Annotated in this window: 8 protein-coding genes, 2 tRNA genes and 2 rRNA genes; all 12 read left to right on the forward strand. The window is 54.9% G+C overall.

Annotated elements, in window-relative coordinates; genetic code table 11:
- Window positions 1-12: 12 nt before the first annotated feature.
- The 12 genes from GGI48_RS20225 (at window position 13) to GGI48_RS20280 (ending at window position 13,117) form a co-directional block, all read left to right on the forward strand.
- Complete coding sequence (locus tag GGI48_RS20225) at window positions 13-759, forward strand: tetratricopeptide repeat protein (RefSeq protein WP_047289227.1); 747 nt, start codon at window positions 13-15, stop codon at window positions 757-759.
- Window positions 759-1,094 carry a YqcC family protein gene (locus GGI48_RS20230; protein WP_016964844.1) on the forward strand — a complete coding sequence of 112 codons (336 nt, stop codon included), beginning with the start codon at window positions 759-761 and terminating at the stop codon, window positions 1,092-1,094. Before GGI48_RS20225 ends, GGI48_RS20230 begins: the two co-directional genes overlap by 1 nt.
- Before the next feature lie 550 nt (window positions 1,095-1,644).
- Window positions 1,645-3,369, forward strand: coding sequence for an acetolactate synthase 3 large subunit (locus tag GGI48_RS20235; RefSeq protein ID WP_042940970.1), 1,725 nt, complete (start codon window positions 1,645-1,647; stop codon window positions 3,367-3,369).
- A 2-nt stretch (window positions 3,370-3,371) separates the two neighbouring features.
- Complete coding sequence (gene ilvN, locus GGI48_RS20240; protein ID WP_016964842.1) at window positions 3,372-3,863, forward strand: acetolactate synthase small subunit; 492 nt, start codon at window positions 3,372-3,374, stop codon at window positions 3,861-3,863.
- A 45-nt stretch (window positions 3,864-3,908) separates the two neighbouring features.
- Complete coding sequence (gene ilvC, locus GGI48_RS20245) at window positions 3,909-4,925, forward strand: ketol-acid reductoisomerase (protein ID WP_007959661.1); 1,017 nt, start codon at window positions 3,909-3,911, stop codon at window positions 4,923-4,925.
- A 146-nt stretch (window positions 4,926-5,071) separates the two neighbouring features.
- Window positions 5,072-5,929 (forward strand): CDP-diacylglycerol--serine O-phosphatidyltransferase, encoded by an 858-nt coding sequence (pssA, locus tag GGI48_RS20250; protein ID WP_047306129.1) that lies wholly within the window; start codon window positions 5,072-5,074, stop codon window positions 5,927-5,929.
- A 63-nt stretch (window positions 5,930-5,992) separates the two neighbouring features.
- Complete coding sequence (gene msrP / locus GGI48_RS20255; RefSeq protein WP_103741786.1) at window positions 5,993-7,006, forward strand: protein-methionine-sulfoxide reductase catalytic subunit MsrP; 1,014 nt, start codon at window positions 5,993-5,995, stop codon at window positions 7,004-7,006.
- Complete coding sequence (msrQ, locus tag GGI48_RS20260; RefSeq protein ID WP_179599752.1) at window positions 7,006-7,626, forward strand: protein-methionine-sulfoxide reductase heme-binding subunit MsrQ; 621 nt, start codon at window positions 7,006-7,008, stop codon at window positions 7,624-7,626. The genes msrP and msrQ overlap by 1 nt, the downstream gene beginning before the upstream one ends.
- Window positions 7,627-8,170: 544 nt before the next feature.
- Window positions 8,171-9,709: ribosomal RNA gene (locus GGI48_RS20265) — 16S ribosomal RNA — on the forward strand.
- A 123-nt stretch (window positions 9,710-9,832) separates the two neighbouring features.
- Window positions 9,833-9,909: transfer RNA gene (locus GGI48_RS20270), tRNA-Ile, on the forward strand.
- A gap of 10 nt (window positions 9,910-9,919) precedes the next feature.
- Window positions 9,920-9,995, forward strand: a tRNA-Ala gene (locus GGI48_RS20275).
- 230 nt (window positions 9,996-10,225) lie between these two features.
- Window positions 10,226-13,117: ribosomal RNA gene (locus GGI48_RS20280) — 23S ribosomal RNA — on the forward strand.
- Together the 16S and 23S rRNA genes with 2 tRNA genes alongside form the textbook arrangement of a ribosomal RNA operon.
- The last annotated feature ends 54 nt before the right edge of the window (window positions 13,118-13,171 follow it).

Consider the following 13,171-nt stretch of genomic DNA (forward strand, 5'->3'; position numbering starts at 1 on the left):
TGAGGGTTTGACGTGAACAAGTGGTGGGTTCCAGCTATTACAGCTCTGGCGTTGCTCAACGGTTGCGCCAGCGTGCAGCGCGGCTCCATTCCCGTCGTGGACTCCGGTACTGCCGTGTCCAACAGCGAGCGGATCTCCGCTTCCGGTGGCTTTCGCCAGACGACCATCAAGCGTCCGGCGCAAGCTCAGGCCCAGGCCATCCCGGAAGATTCCGGTGTGGTGGTGATGGTCCCGGGTGGTGGCGCAACGGCGTCGGCACCGATCAGCAGCTCGCCGATCACTCCGGGGCCTGTGACGTCCGGGCCTATTACCCCTGGGCCGGTGGAGGGTGGCGCTTATCAGTCGGCGCCGATCAATCAGGGCACCTACAACATGCCTTCGACTCCGAGCGGGATTCCGTCGGCCCGGGCCGGTGGTTTGTCGGCCGATGAGCAGTTGGACGGGCCCGTGCTGGCGCTGCTGACCACGGCTCAGCAACAGCAATCCAGTGGCGATCTGAACGGTGCTTCCTCCAGTCTTGAGCGCGCGCAGCGTGTCGCGCCGCGCGAGCCGCAGGTGCTCTACCGTCTGGCGCAGGTGCGCATGGCCCAGGGCGATGCTCCGCAAGCCGAACAGTTTGCCCGTCGCGGTCTGAGTTTTGCCAATGGGCGTCCCGATCTTCAGGCGAGTTTGTGGGAGTTGATTGCCCAGGCACGGGAGAAGCAGGGTGATGCAGCCGGTGCCGCCCAGGCACGGCAGAAAGCCCGAGTCTCGCTGTGATGGATGTGCGTTTTCCCAAGATCGCCGAGCAGTTGCTGCTGATCGAGCGCGAGTTGCGCGTGCAGGGGCTGTGGGACGAGGTGGCACCCAGTGCCGAGGCTCTGGCCAGTACTCAGCCTTTTGCCGTGGATACGCTGGATTTCGAGCAGTGGCTGCAGTGGATCTTCCTGCCGCGCATGAAGGTGATCCTGGAGCAGGATCTGCCGCTGCCCAATGCCTCCGGTATCCAGGAGATGGCCGACATGGTGTTCTCCACCCGGCCGATGCAGGGGCGCGATCTGCAGTTGCGAATGTTGCTCAAAGAGTTCGATCAACTCATCACGGCCACCCGCTGAATCCGAGACTGCCAGGGAGTCCTGGCAGTCGCCTCCAGCTGCCTGGCAGCGTCCTCCCTACCTCTTCCTCGCGCTCTTCCTGCCGTTCTGCCGGCCGCCTTGATCCGTCCCCGTCTATAGGTCGATGACCAAAGTCAAGGTGCGCATTTCTGAGTTGCTTGTCGAATATTGCGCAATTGAAGTGCAGGCAGTGGTTGTTTTTGGGTTTTTTCTTGCGTTCTCATGCGCTTAGTTCGAATTAACTACATAGACGACTTGACTTGAAGAGGACGAAACAGAAGAATCCAAAGTCCGCTGTAGAGGGACTGCCAGAAGCAGACCCACTCAGCAGATCATGAGGCGCACATCCGCGCCGAAGTGCTACACCCGCAACGCGTTACCTCGCGCTGGGTGGGAAAACCCCGCAACACTTTGGGGCGCTCCCAATACTTGCTCAGTCAGTGCTGACGTAGTCGGCGACCACCGTCGCTCATGCTCTGCTGAGAAGTAAACCTATTAAGACCCGCTCCCTTTTTGAGGGCGGTATTCTGGCGTTTTAGAGGTGAACAACGTGGAGCTTTTATCTGGCGGTGAGATGCTCGTCCGCTTTTTGCGTGACGAAGGTGTCAAGTATATCTACGGGTACCCGGGCGGTGCTCTCCTTCATGTTTACGATGCCCTGTTCAAAGAACCGGAAGTGACCCACATCCTGGTTCGTCACGAACAAGCGGCAACCCATATGGCTGACGGATATGCCCGTGCCACCGGTAAAGCCGGCGTGGTACTGGTGACTTCCGGCCCGGGCGCGACCAATGCCATTACCGGCATTGCCACCGCCTATATGGACTCGATTCCAATGGTGATCATTTCCGGTCAGGTGCCCAGCACCATGGTCGGCACCGACGCGTTCCAGGAAACCGACATGATCGGTATCTCCCGGCCGATCGTGAAGCACAGCTTCATGATCAAGCACGCTTCGGAAATCCCGGAAGTCATGAAGAAGGCCTTCTACCTGGCGCAATCCGGTCGTCCTGGTCCGGTGGTGGTCGATATCCCCAAGGACATGACCAACCCGGCTGAAAAGTTCGAATACGTTTTTCCCAAGAAAGCCAAGCTGCGCTCCTACAGTCCAGCCGTTCGCGGTCACTCCGGACAAATCCGCAAGGCGGCAGAAATGCTTCTGGCGGCCAAGCGTCCTGTGCTCTATGCAGGTGGCGGCGTGATCCTGGGTGGCGGTTCCGCACCGCTGACCGAACTGGCCAAGATGCTCAATCTGCCAGTGACCAATACCCTGATGGGCCTGGGTGCATACCCTGGTACCGATCGGCAGTTCGTCGGCATGCTCGGCATGCACGGCAGCTACACCGCCAACCTGACCATGCACCACGCTGACGTGATCCTGGCCGTTGGTGCGCGCTTCGACGACCGGGTTATCAACGGTGCTCCGAAGTTCTGCCCGAACGCCAAGATTATCCATGTGGACATCGACCCGGCGTCCATCTCCAAGACCATCAAGGCCGATGTGCCTATCGTCGGTCCTGTGGAAAGTGTCCTGACGGAAATGGTCGCGGCACTCAAGGAAATCGGCGAGACCCCTAACAAGGATACGGTCGCCAGCTGGTGGAAGCAGATCGACGAGTGGCGTGGTGATCGCGGCCTGTTCCCTTACGACAAGGGCGACGGCAGCATCATCAAGCCGCAGACAGTGATCGAGACCCTGTGTGAAGTGACCAAGGGCGATGCCTTTGTCACCTCTGACGTGGGCCAGCACCAGATGTTCGCGGCGCAGTATTACAAGTTCAACAAGCCCAATCGCTGGATCAACTCCGGCGGCCTGGGCACCATGGGCTTCGGTTTTCCGGCGGCCATGGGGGTCAAGTTGAGCTTCCCTGATAATGATGTCGCCTGTGTCACCGGCGAAGGCAGTATCCAGATGAATATCCAGGAGCTGTCCACCTGCCTGCAGTACGGCCTGCCGGTCAAGATCGTCAACCTGAACAATGGTGTGCTGGGTATGGTGCGCCAATGGCAGGACATGAGCTACGGCAGCCGCCACTCGCACTCCTACATGGAATCGCTGCCTGACTTCGTCAAGCTGGTCGAGGCCTACGGTCACGTGGGCATGCGCATCACGGACCTGAAGGATTTGAAGCCGAAGATGGAAGAAGCGTTCGCCATGAAGGATCGTCTGGTATTCCTCGATATCCAGGTCGATACCAGCGAGCACGTCTATCCGATGCAGATCAAAGACGGCTCTATGCGCGATATGTGGCTGAGCAAGACGGAGCGTACTTAATCATGCGGCACATCATTTCCTTGCTTCTGGAAAACGAACCGGGCGCTTTGTCTCGTGTAGTCGGCCTGTTCTCGCAGCGTAACTACAACATTGAAAGCTTGACCGTGGCACCGACCGAAGATCCGACCCTGTCGCGTCTGACCCTCACCACGGTTGGTCATGATGAGATCATCGAGCAGATCACCAAGAACCTGAACAAGTTGATCGAGGTGGTGAAGCTGGTGGACCTTTCGGAAAGTGCTCACATCGAGCGCGAACTGATGTTGGTCAAGATCAAGGCCACCGGCGCCCAGCGCGCCGAGGTCAAGCGCACTACCGATATTTACCGTGGGCAGATCGTTGATGTCAGCGCCAGCGTGTATACCGTTCAATTGACCGGTACCAGCGACAAGCTCGACAGCTTCATTCAATCGATCGGCACCGCGTCGATTCTGGAAACCGTACGCAGTGGTGTCACCGGGATTGCCCGTGGCGACAAAGTACTGAGCATCTAACTCAAATTAGCGAATGGCCGGAACGGCCTGATATAGGGGAAATTCATGAAAGTTTTCTACGATAAAGACTGCGACCTGTCGATCATCCAGGGCAAGAAAGTTGCCATCATCGGTTACGGTTCCCAGGGCCACGCTCAAGCTTGCAACCTGAAAGACTCCGGCGTTGACGTGACTGTCGGCCTGCGCAAAGGTTCGGCCACTGTTGCCAAGGCTGAGGCTCATGGTCTGAAAGTGACCGACGTTGCTGCAGCCGTTGCCGGCGCCGACCTGGTCATGATCCTGACCCCGGACGAGTTCCAGTCCCAGCTGTACAAGAACGAGATCGAGCCGAACATCAAGAAAGGCGCCACCCTGGCCTTCTCCCACGGCTTCGCGATCCACTACAACCAGGTTGTTCCGCGTGCCGACCTCGACGTGATCATGATCGCGCCGAAGGCTCCGGGTCACACCGTGCGTTCCGAGTTCGTCAAGGGCGGCGGTATTCCTGACCTGATCGCTATCTACCAGGACGCGTCCGGCAACGCCAAGAACGTAGCCCTGTCCTACGCGGCTGGCGTGGGCGGCGGCCGTACCGGCATCATCGAAACCACCTTCAAGGACGAGACTGAAACCGACCTGTTCGGCGAGCAGGCAGTTCTGTGCGGCGGTACCGTTGAGCTGGTTAAAGCTGGCTTCGAAACCCTGGTTGAAGCGGGCTACGCGCCAGAAATGGCTTACTTCGAGTGCCTGCACGAACTGAAACTGATCGTTGACCTCATGTACGAAGGCGGTATCGCCAACATGAACTACTCGATCTCCAACAACGCCGAGTACGGCGAGTACGTGACCGGCCCTGAAGTCATCAACGCGGAATCCCGTCAGGCCATGCGCAACGCTCTGAAGCGCATCCAGGACGGCGAATACGCCAAGATGTTCATCAGCGAAGGTGCTACTGGCTACCCATCGATGACCGCCAAGCGTCGTAACAACGCCGCTCACGGTATCGAGATCATCGGTGAGCAACTGCGTTCGATGATGCCGTGGATCGGTGCCAACAAAATCGTCGACAAAGCCAAGAACTAAGTTCGAGTCTTGTCAGGAAAAACGCGGCCTAGGCCGCGTTTTTTCGTTTGGACGGGTAGGTTCTGGTATAAAGCTGGATCCTTTGTGGCCGAATCGCGGCCCTGGGTATCTGTCGAAACTTTTCACACCGTTGCAAGGTATTGTCCATGAGCGAACGTCCCGAAGAGCCAAACCAGGCCTCTGACGCCGAAAGCCTGCTACCGATCGATGAGCATGTCGAAGAAGGGCATGACGCTGAAGGCCGTAAAGTCCGGCATCGTGGTATCTATCTTCTGCCGAATCTGTTCACCACTGCGAACCTGTTCGCGGGGTTCTATTCCATCATCAGTTCCATGAGTGCCCAGAGCGCGTTGAGTGCCGGGGATACAGCAGGGGCGAGCAAGTACTTTGCCTTTGCCGCCATTGCGATCTTTGTCGCCATGGTCCTCGACGGTCTGGATGGGCGTGTAGCCCGCATGACCAATACACAAAGCGCCTTTGGCGCCGAGTACGATTCGCTGTCGGACATGGTGGCGTTTGGCGTTGCCCCGGCCTTGCTGGCCTTCGGCTGGGCCTTGGGTGACATGGGCAAGGTTGGCTGGATGGTCGCCTTCATCTATGTGGCGGGGGCTGCGTTGCGTCTGGCACGTTTCAACACTCAGGTGGGAACCGCCGACAAGCGTTATTTCATCGGCCTGGCCAGCCCTGCGGCGGCCGGCGTGGTGGCGGGCATTGTCTGGGCTTTCAGCGATTACGGCATTCAGGGATCGAAGATGTCGTTCCTGGTGGCGTTGATGGTCGCGGCGGCGGGCATGCTGATGGTCAGCAACATCAAGTACAACAGCTTCAAGGACCTGGATCTGAAAGGGCGGGTGCCTTTTGTGGCGATTCTGGCTGTGGTGCTGGTGTTTGCCGTGGTGTTCAGCGATCCACCACGTATCCTGCTGTTAGTGTTCCTCGCTTATGCGGCTTCGGGCCCTATCCAGTACCTGTTGCACCTGCGTCGTCGCAAAAGCGTCGAGTGATGTAATTTCCGCCATACTCCGCAGTCTATTGGTACATCTGTCCTCCAATGCTGCGGAGTTGCCATGTTATTCAAATTCCCCAAAGCGTCTGACTGCCATGAGTCGGATGTCACGCCAGAATCTCTTTATCTCTCTCGACGCAGTTTGCTGGGCGGTGCGGCAGCAGGCCTGGCTGTTGCTGGGTTGCCTCGTTGGGCGGTTGCGCAGGATGCAACGCGTTATGCCGATGTGGAGCCGGGCCGTGCACCGACGTGGTTCTCCGACAAATTGCCGAGCACTCACTGGCAAGCCGTAACCGTCAAGGATGAGGCGATCACGCCCTTCAAGGACGCGACCCACTACAACAACTTCTACGAGTTCGGTACTGACAAGGGGGATCCGGCGGCCAACGCGGGTGCGCTCAAGACCGAGCCATGGAGTGTGGTCGTGGACGGTGAGGTGGCCAAGCCTGGGCGCTATGCCCTGGAAGATTTCATGAAGCCTTACTCGTTGGAGGAGCGTATTTATCGGCTTCGCTGCGTCGAGGCGTGGTCGATGGTGATTCCCTGGATAGGCTTTCCTATCTCTGCGCTGCTCAAGCAAGTGGAGCCAACCAGCAAGGCTAAGTTCATTCGTTTTGAAACGCTGCAGGATCCTAAGAGCATGCCGGGCCAGCGTTCCGGTTTTGCCTTGATCGATTGGCCCTATGTTGAAGGCTTGCGTCTTGATGAGGCGATGAACCCATTGGCGATTCTTGCGGTAGGGATGTATGGGCGTGAGTTGCCCAATCAGAATGGTGCGCCATTGCGCCTGGTGGTTCCCTGGAAATATGGCTTCAAAAGTGTGAAGTCTATTGTGCGTATCAGCTTGGTGGACGCACAGCCCAAGACCACTTGGCAGAGTATTGCTGCCAATGAATATGGCTTTTACGCGAATGTGAATCCGACAGTTGATCATCCTCGATGGACTCAAGCGCGCGAGCGGCGTCTGCCCAGCAGCCTGTTCAGTCCCAATGTACGGGAAACCCAGATGTTCAATGGCTACTCGGATGAGGTCGCTTCCTTATATAGCGGCATGGATCTGCGGAAGAACTACTGATGCGTTATTCGTTCTGGCGTATTGGAGTCTTTATTGCTGCGGCTATCTGGCCGCTGTATTGGCTGTATGAAGCTTGGGGCTCGGTCCTTGGGCCTGATCCGGGCAAGGTACTGGTTGATCGTCTGGGATTGGGCACCTTGGTGCTGCTGTTGATTACCTTGGCCATGACTCCCATGCAGAAACTCACTGGCTGGCCGGGCTGGATCGCCGTGCGCCGACAACTGGGGTTGTGGTGCTTTGCCTATGTAGTGCTGCACTTGAGTGCCTATGGGGTATTCATTCTGGGGTTGGACTTGTCCCAGTTGGGTGTGGAGTTGCGCAAACGGCCTTATATCTTTGTCGGCAGCTTGGGGTTCGTTTTTCTTTTGGCATTGGCGCTGACATCTAATCGCTACAGTCAGCGTCGTCTAGGGGCGCGTTGGAAAAAGCTGCATCGCCTGGTTTATCTCATCCTGGGGCTTGGGCTGCTGCATATGCTCTGGATCGTTCGGGCAGATCTGAAGGAGTGGGTGGTTTACGCTTCTATAGGTGTGCTGCTGTTGCTGCTGCGTGTGCCGGCGGTGATGCGTCGTATTCCTCGCCTGGTCGCTAAAAAACAACCGTCTGCAACAAAAACGTAATTAAAGGTTGACGGCAGATTCTACAGGCCTATAATTCGCCCCACTTCCGGCGCAGTCGAAACGGAAAACTCCTTGAGATTCAACGAGTTACCAAGTTTTCGGCAGCGGTTACGCTTCAGTTCATCGAAGCCAGAAGCAGTTGATAAGGCAGTGTGTGGTCGCCTTGTTAACGATTCGATCGTCTCGGTCGAAAGCGGTTGAAAAGAGGTGTTGACAGCAGCGTGTAACGCTGTAGAATTCGCCTCCCGCTAACGAGAGATCGGAAGCGCAAGTGGTTGAAGTTGTTGAGAAAATCTTCGAAAACTTCTTAAAAAATCGCTTGACAGTAAATGAGGCTGCTGTAGAATGCGCGCCTCGGTTGAGACGAAAGATCTTAACCAACCGCTCTTTAACAACTGAATCAAGCAATTCGTGTGGGTGCTTGTGGAGTCAGACTGATAGTCAAAAAGATTATCAGCATCACAAGTTACTCCGCGAGAAATCAAAGATGTAACCAACGATTGCTGAGCCAAGTTTAGGGTTTTCTCAAAACCCAAAGATGTTTGAACTGAAGAGTTTGATCATGGCTCAGATTGAACGCTGGCGGCAGGCCTAACACATGCAAGTCGAGCGGCAGCACGGGTACTTGTACCTGGTGGCGAGCGGCGGACGGGTGAGTAATGCCTAGGAATCTGCCTGGTAGTGGGGGATAACGTCCGGAAACGGGCGCTAATACCGCATACGTCCTACGGGAGAAAGTGGGGGATCTTCGGACCTCACGCTATCAGATGAGCCTAGGTCGGATTAGCTAGTTGGTGAGGTAATGGCTCACCAAGGCGACGATCCGTAACTGGTCTGAGAGGATGATCAGTCACACTGGAACTGAGACACGGTCCAGACTCCTACGGGAGGCAGCAGTGGGGAATATTGGACAATGGGCGAAAGCCTGATCCAGCCATGCCGCGTGTGTGAAGAAGGTCTTCGGATTGTAAAGCACTTTAAGTTGGGAGGAAGGGCAGTTACCTAATACGTGATTGTTTTGACGTTACCGACAGAATAAGCACCGGCTAACTCTGTGCCAGCAGCCGCGGTAATACAGAGGGTGCAAGCGTTAATCGGAATTACTGGGCGTAAAGCGCGCGTAGGTGGTTTGTTAAGTTGGATGTGAAAGCCCCGGGCTCAACCTGGGAACTGCATCCAAAACTGGCAAGCTAGAGTATGGTAGAGGGTGGTGGAATTTCCTGTGTAGCGGTGAAATGCGTAGATATAGGAAGGAACACCAGTGGCGAAGGCGACCACCTGGACTGATACTGACACTGAGGTGCGAAAGCGTGGGGAGCAAACAGGATTAGATACCCTGGTAGTCCACGCCGTAAACGATGTCAACTAGCCGTTGGGAGCCTTGAGCTCTTAGTGGCGCAGCTAACGCATTAAGTTGACCGCCTGGGGAGTACGGCCGCAAGGTTAAAACTCAAATGAATTGACGGGGGCCCGCACAAGCGGTGGAGCATGTGGTTTAATTCGAAGCAACGCGAAGAACCTTACCAGGCCTTGACATCCAATGAACTTTCCAGAGATGGATTGGTGCCTTCGGGAACATTGAGACAGGTGCTGCATGGCTGTCGTCAGCTCGTGTCGTGAGATGTTGGGTTAAGTCCCGTAACGAGCGCAACCCTTGTCCTTAGTTACCAGCACGTTATGGTGGGCACTCTAAGGAGACTGCCGGTGACAAACCGGAGGAAGGTGGGGATGACGTCAAGTCATCATGGCCCTTACGGCCTGGGCTACACACGTGCTACAATGGTCGGTACAAAGGGTTGCCAAGCCGCGAGGTGGAGCTAATCCCATAAAACCGATCGTAGTCCGGATCGCAGTCTGCAACTCGACTGCGTGAAGTCGGAATCGCTAGTAATCGCGAATCAGAATGTCGCGGTGAATACGTTCCCGGGCCTTGTACACACCGCCCGTCACACCATGGGAGTGGGTTGCACCAGAAGTAGCTAGTCTAACCTTCGGGGGGACGGTTACCACGGTGTGATTCATGACTGGGGTGAAGTCGTAACAAGGTAGCCGTAGGGGAACCTGCGGCTGGATCACCTCCTTAATCGACGACATCAGCTGCTTCATAAGCTCCCACACGAATTGCTTGATTCATTGAAGAAGACGATAGAAGCAGCTTTAAGCTCCAAGCTGATAGCTCCAAGCTAACAGTTACAAGCTCGAAATTGGGTCTGTAGCTCAGTTGGTTAGAGCGCACCCCTGATAAGGGTGAGGTCGGCAGTTCGAATCTGCCCAGACCCACCAATTTTGTTATGGGGCCATAGCTCAGCTGGGAGAGCGCCTGCCTTGCACGCAGGAGGTCAGCGGTTCGATCCCGCTTGGCTCCACCATAAACTGCTTCTGAAAGCTTAGAAATGAGCATTCACATTGAATGTTGATTTCTAGTCTTTTGATTAGATCGTTCTTTAAAAATTTGGGTATGTGATAGAAAGATAGACTGAACGTTACTTTCACTGGTAACGGATCAGGCTAAGGTAAAATTTGTGAGTACTCTTAAGAGTTTTGCGAATTTTCGGCGAATGTCGTCTTCATAGTATAACCAGATTGCTTGGGGTTATATGGTCAAGTGAAGAAGCGCATACGGTGGATGCCTTGGCAGTCAGAGGCGATGAAAGACGTGGTAGCCTGCGATAAGCTTCGGGGAGTCGGCAAACAGACTTTGATCCGGAGATCTCTGAATGGGGGAACCCAGCCATCATAAGATGGTTATCTTGTACTGAATACATAGGTGCAAGAGGCGAACCAGGGGAACTGAAACATCTAAGTACCCTGAGGAAAAGAAATCAACCGAGATTCCCTTAGTAGTGGCGAGCGAACGGGGACTAGCCCTTAAGTGGCTTTGAGATTAGCGGAACGCTCTGGAAAGTGCGGCCATAGTGGGTGATAGCCCTGTACGCGAAAATCTCTTAGTCATGAAATCGAGTAGGACGGGGCACGAGAAACCTTGTCTGAATATGGGGGGACCATCCTCCAAGGCTAAATACTACTGACTGACCGATAGTGAACTAGTACCGTGAGGGAAAGGCGAAAAGAACCCCGGAGAGGGGAGTGAAATAGATCCTGAAACCGTATGCGTACAAGCAGTGGGAGCAGACTTTGTTCTGTGACTGCGTACCTTTTGTATAATGGGTCAGCGACTTATTTTCAGTGGCGAGCTTAACCGAATAGGGGAGGCGTAGCGAAAGCGAGTCTTAATAGGGCGTCTAGTCGCTGGGAATAGACCCGAAACCGGGCGATCTATCCATGGGCAGGTTGAAGGTTAGGTAACACTGACTGGAGGACCGAACCGACTACCGTTGAAAAGTTAGCGGATGACCTGTGGATCGGAGTGAAAGGCTAATCAAGCTCGGAGATAGCTGGTTCTCCTCGAAAGCTATTTAGGTAGCGCCTCATGTATCACTGTAGGGGGTAGAGCACTGTTTCGGCTAGGGGGTCATCCCGACTTACCAAACCGATGCAAACTCCGAATACCTACAAGTGCCGAGCATGGGAGACACACGGCGGGTGCTAACGTCCGTCGTGAAAAGGGAAACAACCCAGACCGTCAGCTAAGGTCCCAAAGTTATGGTTAAGTGGGAAACGATGTGGGAAGGCTTAGACAGCTAGGAGGTTGGCTTAGAAGCAGCCACCCTTTAAAGAAAGCGTAATAGCTCACTAGTCGAGTCGGCCTGCGCGGAAGATGTAACGGGGCTCAAACCATACACCGAAGCTACGGGTATCACGTAAGTGATGCGGTAGAGGAGCGTTCTGTAAGCCTGTGAAGGTGAGTTGAGAAGCTTGCTGGAGGTATCAGAAGTGCGAATGCTGACATGAGTAACGACAATGGGTGTGAAAAACACCCACGCCGAAAGACCAAGGTTTCCTGCGCAACGTTAATCGACGCAGGGTTAGTCGGTCCCTAAGGCGAGGCTGAAAAGCGTAGTCGATGGAAAACAGGTTAATATTCCTGTACTTCTAGTTATTGCGATGGAGGGACGGAGAAGGCTAGGCCAGCTTGGCGTTGGTTGTCCAAGTTTAAGGTGGTAGGCTGGAATCTTAGGTAAATCCGGGGTTCTAAGGCCGAGAGCTGATGACGAGTTACCTTTTAGGTGACGAAGTGGTTGATGCCATGCTTCCAAGAAAAGCTTCTAAGCTTCAGATAACTAGGAACCGTACCCCAAACCGACACAGGTGGTTGGGTAGAGAATACCAAGGCGCTTGAGAGAACTCGGGTGAAGGAACTAGGCAAAATGGCACCGTAACTTCGGGAGAAGGTGCGCCGGTGAGGGTGAAGGACTTGCTCCGTAAGCTCATGCCGGTCGAAGATACCAGGCCGCTGCGACTGTTTATTAAAAACACAGCACTCTGCAAACACGAAAGTGGACGTATAGGGTGTGACGCCTGCCCGGTGCCGGAAGGTTAATTGATGGGGTTAGCTAACGCGAAGCTCTTGATCGAAGCCCCGGTAAACGGCGGCCGTAACTATAACGGTCCTAAGGTAGCGAAATTCCTTGTCGGGTAAGTTCCGACCTGCACGAATGGCGTAACGATGGCGGCGCTGTCTCCACCCGAGACTCAGTGAAATTGAAATCGCTGTGAAGATGCAGTGTATCCGCGGCTAGACGGAAAGACCCCGTGAACCTTTACTATAGCTTTGCACTGGACTTTGAATTTGCTTGTGTAGGATAGGTGGGAGGCTTTGAAGCGTGAACGCCAGTTTGCGTGGAGCCATCCTTGAAATACCACCCTGGCAACTTTGAGGTTCTAACTCAGGTCCGTTATCCGGATCGAGGACAGTGTATGGTGGGTAGTTTGACTGGGGCGGTCTCCTCCTAAAGAGTAACGGAGGAGTACGAAGGTGCGCTCAGACCGGTCGGAAATCGGTCGTAGAGTATAAAGGCAAAAGCGCGCTTGACTGCGAGACAGACACGTCGAGCAGGTACGAAAGTAGGTCTTAGTGATCCGGTGGTTCTGTATGGAAGGGCCATCGCTCAACGGATAAAAGGTACTCCGGGGATAACAGGCTGATACCGCCCAAGAGTTCATATCGACGGCGGTGTTTGGCACCTCGATGTCGGCTCATCACATCCTGGGGCTGAAGCCGGTCCCAAGGGTATGGCTGTTCGCCATTTAAAGTGGTACGCGAGCTGGGTTTAGAACGTCGTGAGACAGTTCGGTCCCTATCTGCCGTGGACGTTTGAGATTTGAGAGGGGCTGCTCCTAGTACGAGAGGACCGGAGTGGACGAACCTCTGGTGTTCCGGTTGTCACGCCAGTGGCATTGCCGGGTAGCTATGTTCGGAAAAGATAACCGCTGAAAGCATCTAAGCGGGAAACTTGCCTCAAGATGAGATCTCACTGGAACCTTGAGTTCCCTAAAGGGCCGTCGAAGACTACGACGTTGATAGGTTGGGTGTGTAAGCGCTGTGAGGCGTTGAGCTAACCAATACTAATTGCCCGTGAGGCTTGACCATATAACACCCAAGCAATTTGCGAACTCGAAAGAGACCAGATTGCGGTGTGTGAAG

Source organism: Pseudomonas protegens, from assembly GCF_013407925.2.
GTDB lineage: Bacteria > Pseudomonadota > Gammaproteobacteria > Pseudomonadales > Pseudomonadaceae > Aquipseudomonas > Aquipseudomonas fluorescens_AP.